This window comes from Clostridium pasteurianum BC1 (assembly GCF_000389635.1).
Taxonomy (GTDB): Bacteria; Bacillota; Clostridia; order Clostridiales; family Clostridiaceae; genus Clostridium_I; species Clostridium_I pasteurianum_A.
Genome location: NC_021182.1, coordinates 4,013,019 through 4,029,093, shown reverse-complemented (window position 1 = coordinate 4,029,093; position 16,075 = coordinate 4,013,019). Strand labels below are relative to the sequence as shown.

The window sequence follows — 16,075 nt, the reverse complement described above, 5'->3', positions numbered from 1 at the left end:
AAAAGTGTTAAAAATAATGGGGAGAAGGGGATTGAATATGGAAAATAAGCCATATATACTTGTAGTTGAGGATGACAAACCAATAAGAAATTTTATAACTGCAGCAATAGCTACTCAAGGATATAGATATATTGAAACTGATAAAGGAAACGAGGCAATTGCACTTTCAATGTCTAATAGCCCTGACCTTATAATATTAGACTTAGGGCTGCCAGATATTGATGGATTTGAAGTTATATCTAGAATAAGAGAGTGGTCCAGTATCCCAATTATAATTGTATCAGCAAGAGAAAATGAGAGACAAAAAGTTGAAGCACTTGATAAGGGAGCAGATGATTATTTAACTAAACCTTTTGGAATAGGAGAACTTCTTGCAAGAATTCGTGTATCTCTAAGGCACACTGGATTAGATAAAGATAAAAATGAAGTGATTAATACTTTTAAGGTGAAGAATCTGCTTGTTGACTTTCAAAAAAGACGTGTAACATTAGAAAATGAAGAAATACATCTTACTCCCATAGAATATAAAATAATGTCATTACTTTGTAAATATTCAGGTAAAGTGCTTACTCACAATTTTATTATCCATGAAATCTGGGGCACATCTGTGGGAAATGAAACTCAATCACTAAGAGTTTTTATGGCAAATCTGAGAAGGAAGATAGAAAAAGACCCTGCTCAGCCTGAATATATATATACTGAGGTTGGAGTAGGATATAGACTTGTGGATGAATAGCTTCAATTTGAAACCTTTGCCATATTATAGTATATACCTTTTATTAAATATACTTTTTGTGAGATAATCAATATTTACATTACAAATTTTTTTGTGTAGATTATAAAAATTTATAATCTACACAAAATCTACACAAATTTGTGTTATAATAACTTTAAATAAGTAAATAGATAATAAGTATCATTATCAATTGTTTCATTACAATAATATCACCCCTCAGGGGGGAGGTGGATATATTTTATGAATAATGAAAAATTAAATGCAGTAAAGGCATTAAAGACATCAAAAGGGCAAATAGAAGGAATAATAAAAATGATAGAAGAAGGACGATATTGTATTGATGTATCCAATCAAATCATTGCAGCACAATCTCTTTTAAAGAAGGCAAATATGCTCATATTAAAACAACATTTAAATCATTGTGTAAAGGATGCTTTTATGCATGATAATGGTGATAAAAAGGTTGATGAAATAATAGACCTGCTTGGCAGACTTATGGGAAAATAAAGGGGGTAATGAGAATGGAAGTGAGTAAGACTCTAAAAATAGAGGGAATGACCTGCGCTGCCTGTGCAAAGGCTGTAGAGAGGGTTTCAAAAAAACTTGAGGGTGTAGAAGAAGCCAATGTTAATCTTGCTACGGAAAAATTAAATATAAGCTTTGATGAAGCTAAAGTTTCTATACCAGATATTCAGGCGGCAATTGAGAAGGCTGGATATAAGGCATTAATTGAAGCTACAAATAAAATTTTAAAAATAGAGGGAATGACCTGTGCAGCATGTGTAAAGGCAGTTGAGAGAGCTTGTAAAAAATTAGATGGTGTACTTGAGGCAAATGTAAATATCGCTACAGAAAAATTGAATATTACCTTTGAACCATCAAAAGTTAGAGTAGGGGACATTAAAAAGGCAATAGAAAAAGCTGGATATAAGGCCTTAGAAGAAGAAACAACTGTTGATACGGATAGAGAAAAAAAAGAAAAGCAAATAAAGGATATTTGGAAAAGATTTGTCATATCAGCTATATTTGCAGTTCCTCTTTTGATAGTAGCTATGGGACCAATGATACTGGAATGGCTCAATATAGGGCTTCCAATGAATATAAGTCCCATGATGCATCCTAAAATTTATGGGATAATAGAATTAGCTTTAGTATTGCCAATTATAATTGAAGGAAGAAAATATTTTATTATTGGTTTTAGATCACTTATAAAATTAAGTCCTAATATGGATTCGTTGGTTGCACTGGGAACTTCAGCTGCCTTTTTATATAGTCTTTATGGTGTCATTGAAGAAGTATTTTTAGGAACTGGTGAAATTCAATTATATTTTGAATCTGCCGGAGTTATTCTAACACTTATCACACTGGGAAAATACATGGAAGCTGTATCTAAAGGAAAGACTTCCGAAGCCATAAAAAAGCTTATGGGACTTGCACCTAAAACTGCTACTATAATTAGAGATGCAAAAGAAATAGAAATTCCTATAGATGAAGTAGAGATTAATGATATTGTAATAGTTAAACCTGGTGAAAAGATGCCTGTAGATGGAGAAGTGATAGAAGGTAATACTTCTGTAGATGAGTCTATGCTCACAGGGGAGAGTATACCAGTAGAAAAAAATATTGGTGATAAAATCATTGGTGCCAGTATAAATAAAAATGGATCTATAAAATACAGAGTTACTAAGGTAGGTAAGGACACTGCACTTTCACAAATTATTAAATTGGTAGAAGATGCACAGGGTTCAAAAGCACCTATAGCTAAGCTGGCAGATATAATATCTGGATATTTTGTTCCTGTGGTTATGACTCTTGCAATTATAGCTTCTCTGGCATGGCTTATATCTGGTAAGAGTGGTGTGTTTTCTTTAACCATATTTATATCAGTGCTTGTAATAGCTTGTCCTTGTGCTCTTGGTCTAGCTACGCCTACAGCAATAATGGTAGGTACAGGAAAAGGAGCAGAATATGGAGTCTTAATTAAAAGTGGAGTGGCACTGGAAACATCCCACAAGATACAGACTATAGTTTTTGACAAGACGGGAACTATTACAGAAGGAAAGCCTAAAGTTACAGACATAATAGTTACTGAAGGAATAAATGAGAAAGATATAATTAAAATTGCAGCATCGGCAGAAAAAAGGTCTGAACATCCTTTAGGAGAAGCTATTGTAAAAAGAGCAGAGGAAGATGCTGTGGAATTAATAGATGTCAGTGATTTTAAAGCAATACCGGGACATGGCATTGAAGTTAACGTAGATTCCAAGATAATATTACTTGGAAATAAGAAATTAATGGATATCAGCGGCATATCTTTAGCTGGATTTGAAGAAGAATCCGATAGATTGGCTAGAGAAGGTAAAACTCCAATGTATATAGCTTCAAAAGAGAAGCTTATGGGTATTATAGCAGTGGCAGATATTGTTAAGGAAAACAGTAAGAAAGCTATTGAAAAGCTCCATAAGATGGGGGTTGAAGTGGCTATGATTACTGGTGACAACAAAAAGACAGCAGTAGCTATAGCAAAGCAGGTAGGTATAGATAGAGTATTATCAGAAGTTCTACCACAGGATAAGGCAAATGAAGTGAAAAAACTTCAAGCAGAAGGTAAAAAGGTAGCTATGGTTGGAGATGGAATAAATGATGCTCCGGCACTAGCCCAGGCGGATATAGGAATAGCCATTGGCTCAGGAACTGATGTAGCCATGGAATCAGCAGATATTGTGCTTATGAGAAGTGATTTAATGGATGTTCCTACAGCAATTGAACTTAGTAAGAAGACTATAAAAAATATAAAGGAAAATTTATTTTGGGCTTTTGGCTATAATATCTTGGGAATACCGGTAGCTATGGGAATATTATATCTCTTTGGAGGTCCGCTTTTAAATCCAATAATAGCTGCATTGGCAATGAGCTTCAGTTCAGTATCCGTATTGACAAATGCGCTTAGATTAAAGAGATTTAGCCCTTTAACTTAAGGCACATTCAAATAAATAACTAGTCAGTATGCTAGACTATTTTGAATTCTACTGCGTCAACAGAACCCTCAGATAGCTCACTATCTTCGGAACCTGTTTCCTTGTATCATTCAAAATATTCGTCGCATCTTTGACTTACTATTTATTTTCATATGCCTAATATAAATAAACTTAGCTATGGTGAATAGTATTCTTGGTTTTGGTTAGATAGTTTTCTCAGTGAATTTTAGAATGTACTATTCAGATGCTATTCAAAGGGCGTTTTTAATTCCAGTGGGACGGTTTCTCCCACTGAAATTCATAAATACTTATCTAAAGGTGTGATGCTGTCACTGACACTTAAAGTGGAAGGCTACAGCGGCTAGCCATGGGATAAAATATAAAATAAAAGGGAGAGATTTAAATGAAAAAGAAAATATCAATTGAAGGAATGAGCTGCGGACATTGTGTAAAACATGTAGAGGAGGCTTTAAAGGAAATTGGAGCTGATGCTATAAATGTAAGCTTAGAAAATAAATTTGCTGAAGCAGAAGTAGGAAGTATAGCTGATGAAAAGATAAAAGCTGCCATTGAAGATGCCGGATATGATGTAGTAAGTATACAAGCTGTATAAAAATTAAAAGCCATCTATAGCGTTCAGCTATAGATGGTTTTTAATTTTAAATTCCATGCGTACTCCAGTACTCCAGTGCATACTATAAGAAAACTTTTTATTAATAAATTTATTCAAAGACTTAATTTATGATTGAAGATAAATTATTGATACTATATTCGTTTATGATGAAACTAAACTATCTACATCTATTAATAGCACTAATTAAAGCTTTTAAAGAAGAGGTATTTGTATTTTCAGATACGCCAACTCCAAAATATCTCTTGTTATTATTTTCTATTTGAATATAGGATACTGCTTTAGAGCGGGAACCCTTATCCAGTGCATGTTGATCATAGGAAATAAATTTACATCCATTTATATTGGAAGCATGTAGTGCATTGAAAAAAGCATTTACAGGACCATTACCTGTTCCTTTAATATTTTTATCAACACCATCTACATTTATGGTAGCGTGAATATTAAGCACATTTTTATCATCCTCTACATTTTGCACTGATTCAGTTTCATAACTTTTTAAAGTGTAAGGTGTTTTTTTATCTAAATATTCATCTTTAAATAATTCAAATATTTGATCTGCACTGAGTTCTGTACCAGAAGTATCAGATTTTTCTTTAACAATAGATCCAAATTCTTTGTGCATTTCTTTAGGCAATATAAAACCAAAATCACTTTCCATAATATAAGCAGTACCGCCTTTGCCGGATTGACTGTTTATACGAATAATTTCTTCATATTCTCTGCCTAAATCATGAGGATCTATGGCAAGATAAGGAACTTCCCAATAGGAATTATTTTCTTCTTCCAAAGCTTTAAGACCTTTTCTTATAGCATCCTGATGGGAACCTGAGAATGCTGTATAAACTAATTTGCCCGCATAAGGATGACGTTCATGAACATTCATGTTAGTACATTCTTCATATATCTTCACAGTATTATATATATTTGAGAAATCCAATTTGGGATCTATGCCCTGAGAATACATATTCATGGCCATAGTAACTATATCCAGATTACCGGTTCTCTCCCCATTTCCAAATAATGTTCCTTCAATTCTATCTGCTCCAGCAAGAAGACCTAACTCACTGGAGGCTGTACAGGTACCTCTGTCATTGTGAGTATGAAGACTGATTATAATATTTTCTCTGTTTTTAATGTGTTTACAAATCCATTCTATCTGATCTGCATATACATTAGGAGTAGCCATTTCTACTGTAGAGGGTAAATTTATAATTACCTTATTTTCTGCTGTTGGCTTCCAAACATCTACTACTGCTTCACATATTTCAAGTGCATAGTCTAGCTCAGTTCCGGTGAAGCTTTCAGGGGAATATTCAAAGGAAAAATTGGTTTCAGGGTATTTTTCTTTATATTCATTTAAAAGTTTGGCACCATTTACCGCTATATCAATTATTTCCGCTTTACTCTTATTAAAAACTACTTTTCTCTGTAGTACAGAAGTAGAATTATAGAGATGCACTATGGCATTTTTTGCGCCCTTTAAAGCTTCAAAAGTCTTCTTAATCAGATGTTCTCTTGATTGGGTAAGTACTTGAACAGTTACATCCTCTGGTATGAGATTATCCTCTATTAATTTACGGAGGAAGGTATATTCTGTGTTAGAGGCAGCTGGAAAGCCAACTTCTATTTCTTTAAAGCCTAAATCTATAAGTAACTTATACATTCTAAGTTTTTCTTCAACATTCATAGGTACTGGCAGTGCCTGATTTCCGTCACGTAAATCTACACTACACCATCTAGGTGCTTTTTCAATTTGATTATCTGGCCATTGACGATTTTTCAAATCAACTGAAGGATATTTTTTATATTTTGAATAAGACACAAAATCAACCCCTTTGTTTAAATTAGGCATATGAAAATAAATAGTAAGTCGAATATACTAGCATACTGACTATTTATTTATTTAAATATACTTAGTGTAAAGAAATAATTAATCAATGTGCTAGCAAATTTGATTTGTTATTTCTTATTCTATGACTAAACTAAAATTCCATGTAAAATAAATAAAGCCCGTCTCAATAAAAGAGACGAGGCTAACCCGCGGTACCACTCTAATTAGTTCCATTATAAAACCCACTTTATCAACGGCAATTACCATTTATCCTTATAACGAAGGAACACGTTCTACCCTACTAATTTCAGGAGACAGCTTGCAGACGAGTTCAAGATTTTGAAATTACCGAAATCACAGCATCATCGGTTCTCTGAAAATTTCACATATCCCTACTATTTCTGTTCATTGCTTTGTATTGTCTTTGATTATACAGCACCCATTAGAGGGTGTAAATATAAACGCATTAAATTTATACTATCCATAATTATTTAATAAAATATTGATAAATTAATAATAAATTTAGGGATAAACTTAATAATTTTAATAATTATTTATTCTTTCTTTTCTTAATAATTGATTATTTTTTGACAAATCTCTTATTTGTGAACATCTTATAAACTGTAAGTATATTATTAAAAATAAAATATTAAAAAATAATCAGTGACATGCTTTTTATGATAAAATAACAAGTGTATGATGCATAGAAAAATTATTGAGTTAGGAGATAACTTATGAGAAAAATAGCCACTCTTGGACCAGCAGGAACTTTTTGTGAAATTGCAGCTAAAAAATACAATAATGAAAAAGATTTTAATGGAAATATAATTTTTTATTCAAGTATAACAAAAGCTTTTAAGGCCATTGGAGAAGAATGTAATTTAGGGGTGATACCCATTGAAAATGCGCTGGATGGTTATGTTCAGCCAGCGCTTGAACTCTTAGCAAAAACAGAGTTAAAAATAATAGATGAAATTATTATTCCAATTCAATTTTCTTTTGTAGCAAATTCAAAAAATATTTCTGATGTAGAAAAGATATATGTTCAATTTAAAACCCAAGGTCAATGCTGTGATTTTTTAGAACAGTTTGATAGCAATGTAAAAATTATAACCACTGAAAGTAATGGAGAATCTTTTGTTAATGCAAAGTATGGCAATATTCATGAGGCAGCTATAGTACCTCAGCACATGCTAAGAAGTGGCTTTAAATTGCCCTATGAAATTGAAAATGTAACTGATTCTAAGGAAAATGAGACAAGATTCATAGTTGTTTCTGAAAAAACTCAAAATTATTCTCAATCTGAAGGAAAAAACTATAAAACTTCTTTAATTATTACCCAAACTGAAGACAAACCAGGCTCACTGGCTAATATATTAAATGAATTTTCTTCTAGGGGCATTAATTTGATGTCTATATTATCACACCCTAATAAACAGGCACTGGGAAAATATTATTTTTTTATTGATGTAGATGGTAATTATTTAGAAGATAAAGATTTAAATGAAGCTATTAAGAATATTTCTGTAAATAATAAAGTGAAGATATTTGGTACTTATGAAAATGCAATAAAAAATAGCAAAGATAATTAATAAAATTTCTATTGACAAAGAAACGAATAAATTATATAATTGACTTAAAAAATAATATTTAATTAGCTGACTATAGAGATTAGAGGTTAAGTTAAATTTATTGTAGAGATGTTTTTATGTGTAATCTTTATAGTAATTAAACTTAACTTTATGTTATTGTATAGAATTTTATAATAACAATTCTGTAGCTATTAGTGATTAATAGAAATAATAGTTTTATTGAACTTTTAACTGAAATGGTAAAAAGTATAATGGTAGTTAATTAATATAGTGGAGTTCAAGCTACCGACTAGAAAAACTAGAGGTAAAAGCCATTCAGCTATAAAAAAATGTTAAGTTGGCTGACTAGAGAGACTAGAGGTCAAATTAAAATTTTATTTTTCAATGTATATGAGTATAATACAATTGTTTTAAAATAATACTCTTAGAGTAAGAAAATAGACATCTTATTCTAAGAGTATTATTATTTTAAAATTAAATTCAAACAAAAATATTTTAAATTATCCACTTACATAGGTTTTATAAACATTTGAGTCCAATAGCAGGTTCCATTGCTGTCCTTTGCAAGGCCAACACCTATTTGAGTATAAGAAGGATTTAATATATTTGCTCTATGCCCTGGTGAATTCATCCAGGCATTTACAACTTCCGCAGGAGTTCTCTGTCCCATGGCTATGTTTTCTCCAGCAGCTGAAAATTTTATTCCAAAAGTTTCCATCATATTAAAAGGAGAGCCATAAGTAGGGGAAGTATGAGAAAAATAATGTTTATTAATCATATCTTGTGATTTATATCTGGCTACTCTTCCAACCTGCCAATTAGTAGTTAAAGGTTGGAGGCCATTTTTACTTCTTTGAATATTTACAAGCCTTATAACTTCTGCTTCTGCTGCCTTTGTATCATTTATATTTGGTATATTTACTTTATTACCAGGGTAAATTAAATTTGGATTGGCTATCTGTGGATTTTTAGCTATTAGTTCACTGAGACCTGTTTGATTAGCTACAGCTATTTTCCAAAGTGTATCTCCGGGTTTAACTATATATACTAAATCCTGAGCAAAGGCAGTTGTGGAGAACATAAGAGAAAAAAATAGTGAAAGTGTTAAAATCTTTTTTTTCATTAATTATCACCTCACTAGATATTCTTTAATAAATTCAATTATTTATGTGATGTTATTTATTCTATAGTTGATAAAATTTACATATAAAGTTTATAATATAATGAGGTTAGGAACATAAGTATAAATAATAAGATAAAGCTCATATGAAAGTTTGTTAAATGTTAGGAGGAATTTTATGAATATAAATGATAGTATAGATAACCTTAAAGATCAGCTTATTAAAGCAGTTCAAGAAGTTGTACGAGTAAAGAGTGTAGAAGAAAAACCTCAATCAGGAATGCCTTTTGGAGAAGGTCCGGCAAATGCACTGGAAACTGCTCTTGAAATTGCAAGAAATTTGGGCTTTAAAATAGTTAATTTAGACAATTATGTAGGATATGCGGAATATGGAGAGAGTGATGAATATGTTGCAGCACTTGGTCATCTTGATGTAGTGCCAGAAGGCGATGGATGGAAATACCCTCCTTATTCAGCAGAAATACACGAAGGGAAAATTTATGGAAGAGGAACTACTGATGATAAGGGTCCTATTATTTCTGCATTGTTTGCACTTAAGGCCATAGTAGATGCCAAATTACCTCTTTCCAAAAAAGTAAGAATTATTTTCGGAACTAATGAAGAATCAGGGAGTAAGGAACTTAAATATTATTTGGATAGAGAAAAGCCTCCAATAGCTGGTTTTACACCAGATGCAGAATATCCAATTATAAATGGGGAAAAGGGAATAACTATATTTGACTTTGTTAAGGATTTAAATACAAAGCCACAAGGAGATTTCATTATAAAGTATATTAAAGGTGGGCAAAAGGCAAATATGGTTCCTGATTATTGTGAAGCAGGAATCAAGGCTGATTTAAGGAGTGTTCTAATTGAAAGCTGTGAGCAGTTTTCAGAAAGGACTGGATATGATTTGAAGATAGAGGAAAAAGAGGATATGGTGATAGTAAAATCCTATGGAGTTTCTGCTCATGGAAGTTTACCGCAGCTTGGTAAAAATGCTATTATGCAGCTTTTTGCATTTCTAGGTGAGCTTGATCTTGGAAGTTCAGACATAGGAAAATTTATAAATTTCTTTAATAGATATGTGGGCTTTGAGGTCAATGGTGAATCTTTTGGTGTAGGGCTTTCAGACGATGTGTCAGGTAAACTTTCCTTTAATTTGGGTGTGGCTGACATAAATGAAGATAAGGCTAGATTGACACTAAATGTGAGATATCCTGTTACTAAAACTTATGAAGATTTAATGGATCCATTAGAGGATAGAATAAAGGATACAGGAATAAGAGTTGAAAATATGCAGCATCAAGAGCCTCTATATTTCCCGGAAAATCATCCACTAATTAAAACTCTACAAAAGGTTTACAAAGAGCAGACTGGTGATGAACCTAAGCTATTATCTATTGGAGGAGGGACTTATGCCAAGGAAATGCCTAATATAGTAGCCTTTGGACCTATATTTCCAGGTAAGCCCGATTTAGATCATCAAGCAAATGAGTATATTGAAATTGAAGATTTAATAATCAATGCCAAAATATATGCACATACTATTTATGAGTTAGCTAAATAAAAAATATTCTTTTAGATAAAGGTAATAACTATAAAATTATTAAAAATTTTAATAATTTTATAGTTTTTTATTATTTTTAATATGACTTTTAAGATTTTCTACTTGTTTAATAAGATGATTTATGTCAATTTTTTTATTGCAACAGAATCTTTCACTACAAAGTAAAATTATTTCGTCCATAAGACTATTGCAGGTAGTAAATACCTTATGAAGATACTTAGTTGGATACATTAGATAATTTACTAATACTGAATAAATAAGTTGTAAATGTGTATCTTAATCATGAGCTAAAATGATATAATATAATAAAAATATTCAGGTATATTGGAATAAATAAGAAGTAAATATGGAATTCTATTACATATTACTTTGTATGCTTTGGGAGGCATTATTATGGAAAGAGTGGCATTAATAACGGATACTACAGCAGATTTACCTCAGGAGATAATTAATAAATATAATATACAGGCTTTACCATTCAGAATAATATACAAGGATAGAGAATATAGAGATAAGATAGAGATTACCTCTGAGGAAGTTTATAGAGGATTGAAAAAGGAAGTGCCAACCTCTTCCATGCCGTCTCTTCAGGATATGGAAGATACTTATAGTAAATTGGAAGGGGAAGGTTATACTCATGTTATAGGCATAACCTTATCTAGTGGACTTTCAGGAATATATAATGGATTGACCCTAGTAAGTAAAAATCATCCAAATATAAAGTCTTGTATTTGTGATTCAAAATCTATATCCTTAGGAGAAGGCGCTTTAGTTGAAGAGTGCGCGAAACTTTTAGAGGGTGGAAGAAGTTTTGAGCAGGTAGTTAAGGCTATTCCATCAATACAAAACAGAATACATCTGTTCTTTGTGGTGGATACCTTAGAATATCTTATTAAAGGTGGGAGAATAGGCAAAGTGGCTGGAACTATTGGAACTCTATTAAATCTAAAACCTATAATATCTACAGATAAGGAGGGTAATTATTATACCTATGCTAAAGCTAGAGGCAAGAAACAAGCTTTAAGTAAAGTTATTGAAATAGCAGAGCAGCTTTCAAAAAATAAGAAGTGTAGAGCCTTAGTAGTTGATGGCAACGGAAAAGAAGATGCAATTAAAGTAAAGGAATCCATAGAAAAGCTTTCTAATATAACATCTGTTTATTATTGTGGATGTATTAGCCCTGTATCTGGTGTTCATAGTGGCCCCGGTCTTGTGGGGCTTGTATGTATTGAAGAAGAGTAATGAAGCTGTCTCACAATGCATATGTATGTATTGTGAGACAGCTTCATCTTTTTAAAAATTAATTGCTAAAATTAACAACTCTCAAATTCCTTCTGTTATTATTAATTCCCTAAAAATAGATATTGGGTATTGAAATTTTTATAATTAATGCTATAATAAATAAAGAAATTGTTAAAAAATCAGAGGTATTTAACAATGTAGACATAATAAGGAGGCGTTTTTATGAATAATATTTTTAGAACAAAACCCATTGAGAGTCTAATTGCCGAGACAAAGGGAAAGGATTCTCTAAAAAAAGCTTTGGGCCCACTTGAACTTACAATGCTTGGCGTTGGAGCAATTATTGGAACAGGTATATTTGTTCTTACAGGTGTAGCAGCAGCCAAATATTCCGGACCAGCACTTATATTATCTTTTATTGTATCCGGACTTGCTTGTGCCTTTGCAGCTTTATGTTATGCAGAGTTTGCATCAACTGTACCTGTAGCAGGTAGTGCTTATACTTATAGTTATGCAGCCCTTGGAGAATTTTGGGCATGGATTATAGGTTGGGATTTAATACTTGAGTACATGGTGGCAATTGGAGCAGTAGCTGTTGGATGGTCTGCTTATGCAGTTAATCTATTGGGAGCCGTTGGAATTAATTTACCAAAGGCTATTACAAGTTCTCCATTGGAGGGAGGAATTGTTAACCTGCCAGCAGTATTAATAATTCTTGTTATTACTTATCTTTTAGTTTCTGGTGTAGAACAGAGTTCAAAAGTAAATAATATAATAGTTGCAATAAAGTTAATTGTTATACTTCTATTTATAGTATTAGCAGTTGGACACGTAAAACCTGCTAACTGGCATCCATTTATGCCTTTTGGATGGGGCGGAGTTTTTAGTGGAGCAGCTATTGTATTCTTTGCTTATATAGGCTTTGATGCAGTATCTACAGCGGCTGAGGAGGTTAAAAATCCTCAGAAGGATTTACCAAAGGGAATTGTATTATCACTTTTACTTTGTACTGCCCTATATATAATTGTATCCGCAATACTTACAGGTGTAGTTCCATATTTACAATTTAAAGATACAGCAGCGCCAGTAGCTTTTGCTCTTAAACAAATAGGTATTAACTGGGGCTCAGCATTGGTTTCAGTAGGTGCTATTTGTGGTATTACATCAGTATTATTAGTTATGATGTTTGGACAGACAAGAATTTTCTTTGCCATGTCAAGAGATGGTCTTTTACCTAAGGTATTTGGCCAGGTTCATCATAAATTTAAGACACCAGTTAAAAGTACACTTTTAGTTGGAATAGTTACAATGGTAATTGCAGGATTTATTCCTATTGGAGATTTAGCAGAGTTGACTAATATAGGTACTCTTGCAGCCTTTATAATAGTTTCCATAGGAGTTGTAGTTTTAAGATACAGAAGACCAGATATTAAGAGAGGATTTAAATGTCCTGGAGCTCCTATTACACCAGCTATTTCTGTAATATTCTGTGCTATATTAATATTTATGCTTCCTAATATAACAAAAATTAGATTTGTAGTTTGGTTCTTATTAGGAATTATTGTATATTTTGCATACAGTAAAAATCACAGCACTATGAATAATGATAGCAGTGAAACTGCAGAATAACTATATATAATAAAGAATTATTTATTTAAACTCAGCTGACAAAATAATAAATATATATGAAATTATATTTGTTTATAAGATTTGTTCGATGACTAGTCGCTGTAACACTCCACTTTCTAAAGATGGAGATAACAGCGACACGTCCCTGGATAATTCATCTAAACTTAGTGGGAATACAAACTTCAACTAAGTAAGATTCATTGATAAAAAAGATTGGTTTAAAAGAAAATTTTACTTTTAAACCAATCTTTTTTATAATTATTTTATTTCGCCGTGTCTTTCGTAGGTTGTAATTTCTGAAATAGAGTTGTCCTCTTTTACAAATACTACAATAGGCTTGTGAAGATTTGCTTCTTCTTCCTCCATTTCGCAATAAGTCATTAATATGACCTTGTCCCCTGCTTGTGCATATCTGGCAGCCGCCCCATTAAGACATATGACACCACTGCCGTTTTCTCCAGCAATAACATAGGTTTCAATTCTACTGCCATTATTTATATTTACTACCTGTATTTTTTCATATTCTATTATATTTGCTTCTTTCATTAATTTACTATCTATTGTTATACTGCCCACATAATTTAGTTTTGCCTCTGTGACAGTTGCTCTGTGTATTTTTGATTTTAACATACTTAATTTCATGTACTGTACCTCCATAGAGTGAATCTTATTATTATGAAATATACAATCTTACTGCAATTAGTAACTTGAAAACAATACAAAGATTTATAAACGAAATACTGCAGTTTCAGAGTATTTTCAGACTAATATTTATTGTATATTGGGAACTGTAGATAATCTTAATTCTTTAGTTACTATTTAATATCCCAGGTAAAATTATCTATAAGTCTTGTGTTACCAATGTAAATAGCTATTGCCACAAGAATAGATGAGCTTATTTTGCAAACAGGTTTTAATTCTAAACTATCTACTATTTCTATATAATCAATTTTGGCAAGAGGTTCACTGGAAATTTTTTTCGAAATAATGCCAGTTAATTTTGAAGCATACTGTTCTCCAGATTTTAAAGCCTCCTTAGCCAAATTAAGACTTTCATTTAAGATAACAGCAGCTTTTCTTTCATCTCTGGAAAGATAAGTATTTCTTGAACTCTTAGCTAGCCCATCTTCTTCTCTTACAATAGGACAGCCTACAATGTCTATGTCAAAATTCAAATCTTGAACCATTCTCTTTATAACCGCCAGCTGCTGTGCGTCTTTTTCACCAAAATAGGCTCTATCAGGAGTTACTATGTTAAATAGTTTTGAAACCACAGTACATACACCCTGAAAATGAACAGGACGTTTAGAACCACATAAACCTTCTGTAAGTTCCTTTACAGCTACTGAAGTAACTGCATTATCAAAGTACATTTCTTCAGGAGAAGGGTTGAAAATTAAGTCTGCATTAGCCTTTTCACAGACAAGCTTATCTTTATCTAGATCTCTTGGATAAGCTTCCAGGTCCTCATTTGGTCCAAATTGAATTGGATTAACAAATATACTTACTACTACTTTATCATTTTCAGCAGCAGCTTTTTTTACTAAGCTTTCATGTCCTTCATGAAGAAAACCCATAGTAGGTACAAGGCCTACAGTAAGGCCATCTTTTTTCCATGCTTTTATTATCTTTCTTGTTTCCAGTATAGTGTGTACAGTTTCCATTTTTAACATCCTTTCCAAGGTGTAGTAAAGAAATAATTATTAGTATATCAGTCTATTTTATATAATACTACAATTGTTTATATCTAATATAGTTTACTTAATATATTATCATTTATTTTAAAGCTATGTTCTTCATCAGGAAAAACAGATTGTTTTACTTCGCTAATATAGGATTTAAATGCGGTAGACATAGATTCGCCCATGTTAGCATAGGATTTAACAAATTTTGGTTTGAAATCTGGAAACATACTAAGCATATCTTGATATACAAGAATTTGTCCGTCACAGTATTTGCCAGCACCAATGCCTATAGTTGGTATAGATATGGAATTGGTTATTATTTCAGCCAGCCTTGAGGGTATTCCTTCCAATACTATTGAAAAAACACCAGCAGCTTCTAAAGCTTTGGCATCTTCAATAATCTTTTTTGCCTGAGAATCTTCTTTTCCTTGAACTTTAAAGCCTCCAAAAACATTTACGGATTGAGGAGTGAGACCTATGTGACCCATTACTGGAATCTGTGCTCTTACAATTGCTTTAATTTGTTCGTAGACTAAAGTTCCCCCTTCAAGTTTAACGGCCTCAGCATTACCTTCCTGAATAAGTCTCCCAGCATTTTTAACAGCATCATATACGGAAGTCTGATAGGACATAAAGGGCATATCACTGACTAATAATGCATTCATAGTTCCTCTGGCCACGGCTTTAGTATGGTGAATCATATCTTCCATGGTTACGCTTAAAGTATCCTTATATCCTAAACATACCATGCCTAAAGAGTCTCCAACTAAAATACCGTCTATGCCTGAAGCATCTATAAGCTTTGCTGTGGAATAATCATAGGCCGTAAGCATTGCCAATTTTTCTCCCTTTTGTTTTGCAGATACAAAGGTTGAAGAAGTGTTTTTCATAAGTTTTACCTCCAAAAATTATTTTATCCAGTGTTTTACCGCTTTAATAATGTTATTATTCTAAAGCATTTTAATGCTCTTGAAAGGCATAAAGATTAATGCTAAGCCTTTTACAGCGGTATGTTATGGATAGTTAATGTAAACTTAATATAATGTATAAATTGACTA

13 protein-coding genes and 1 other annotated feature are annotated in these 16,075 nt (G+C 32.1%); of the genes, 8 read left to right on the top strand and 5 right to left on the bottom strand.

From position 1 onward, the window contains the following. Positions 1–37: 37 nt before the first annotated feature. From CLOPA_RS18790 to CLOPA_RS18775, 4 genes are all read left to right on the top strand, one after another. A complete protein-coding gene (locus CLOPA_RS18790) occupies positions 38–736 on the top strand; it encodes a response regulator (protein ID WP_015617011.1) in 699 nt (232 codons plus the stop codon). 240 nt (positions 737–976) lie between these two features. Next, complete coding sequence (locus CLOPA_RS18785; protein WP_015617010.1) at positions 977–1,243, top strand: metal-sensing transcriptional repressor; 267 nt, start codon at positions 977–979, stop codon at positions 1,241–1,243. Between the two features lie 14 nt (positions 1,244–1,257). Beyond that, positions 1,258–3,714, top strand: a complete 2,457-nt coding sequence (locus CLOPA_RS18780; protein WP_015617009.1) for a heavy metal translocating P-type ATPase — start codon at positions 1,258–1,260, stop codon at positions 3,712–3,714. A 403-nt stretch (positions 3,715–4,117) separates the two neighbouring features. Beyond that, the gene (locus CLOPA_RS18775) at positions 4,118–4,327 is read left to right on the top strand and encodes a heavy-metal-associated domain-containing protein (protein ID WP_015617008.1); all 210 of its coding nucleotides are present in this window, start codon (positions 4,118–4,120) and stop codon (positions 4,325–4,327) included. A 178-nt stretch (positions 4,328–4,505) separates the two neighbouring features. Here the strand turns inward: CLOPA_RS18775 and leuA are convergent, their stop codons facing one another. After that, positions 4,506–6,170 (bottom strand): 2-isopropylmalate synthase, encoded by a 1,665-nt coding sequence (gene leuA, locus CLOPA_RS18770; protein ID WP_041710978.1) that lies wholly within the window; start codon positions 6,168–6,170, stop codon positions 4,506–4,508. Positions 6,171–6,368: 198 nt separating this feature from the next. Beyond that, positions 6,369–6,597 (bottom strand) — a binding site (T-box leader). 316 nt (positions 6,598–6,913) lie between these two features. Here leuA and CLOPA_RS18765 point away from each other — a divergent pair. After that, entirely contained in the window at positions 6,914–7,771 is an 858-nt protein-coding gene (locus CLOPA_RS18765; protein WP_015617006.1) for a prephenate dehydratase, read from the top strand. 508 nt (positions 7,772–8,279) lie between these two features. Here the strand turns inward: CLOPA_RS18765 and safA are convergent. After that, positions 8,280–8,894 (bottom strand): SafA/ExsA family spore coat assembly protein, encoded by a 615-nt coding sequence (gene safA / locus CLOPA_RS18760; protein WP_015617005.1) that lies wholly within the window; start codon positions 8,892–8,894, stop codon positions 8,280–8,282. 175 nt (positions 8,895–9,069) lie between these two features. Between safA and pepV the strand changes: the two genes are divergently transcribed. The 3 genes from pepV to CLOPA_RS18745 all read left to right on the top strand — a co-directional run bounded on the left by pepV (position 9,070) and on the right by CLOPA_RS18745 (position 13,332). Continuing rightward, the gene (gene pepV / locus CLOPA_RS18755; protein ID WP_015617004.1) at positions 9,070–10,461 is read left to right on the top strand and encodes a dipeptidase PepV; all 1,392 of its coding nucleotides are present in this window, start codon (positions 9,070–9,072) and stop codon (positions 10,459–10,461) included. A 393-nt stretch (positions 10,462–10,854) separates the two neighbouring features. Further along, a complete protein-coding gene (locus CLOPA_RS18750) occupies positions 10,855–11,703 on the top strand; it encodes a DegV family protein (RefSeq protein ID WP_015617003.1) in 849 nt (282 codons plus the stop codon). Between the two features lie 222 nt (positions 11,704–11,925). Further along, entirely contained in the window at positions 11,926–13,332 is a 1,407-nt protein-coding gene (locus CLOPA_RS18745; RefSeq protein ID WP_015617002.1) for an amino acid permease, read from the top strand. A 258-nt stretch (positions 13,333–13,590) separates the two neighbouring features. Here the strand turns inward: CLOPA_RS18745 and panD are convergent, their stop codons facing one another. The 3 genes from panD to panB form a co-directional block, all read right to left on the bottom strand. Next, positions 13,591–13,974 carry an aspartate 1-decarboxylase gene (panD, locus tag CLOPA_RS18740; RefSeq protein ID WP_015617001.1) on the bottom strand — a complete coding sequence of 128 codons (384 nt, stop codon included), beginning with the start codon at positions 13,972–13,974 and terminating at the stop codon, positions 13,591–13,593. A gap of 173 nt (positions 13,975–14,147) precedes the next feature. Continuing rightward, positions 14,148–14,996, bottom strand: coding sequence for a pantoate--beta-alanine ligase (panC, locus tag CLOPA_RS18735; protein WP_015617000.1), 849 nt, complete (start codon positions 14,994–14,996; stop codon positions 14,148–14,150). Between the two features lie 83 nt (positions 14,997–15,079). Further along, positions 15,080–15,907 carry a 3-methyl-2-oxobutanoate hydroxymethyltransferase gene (gene panB / locus CLOPA_RS18730; RefSeq protein ID WP_015616999.1) on the bottom strand — a complete coding sequence of 276 codons (828 nt, stop codon included), beginning with the start codon at positions 15,905–15,907 and terminating at the stop codon, positions 15,080–15,082. Between the last annotated feature and the right edge of the window lie 168 nt (positions 15,908–16,075).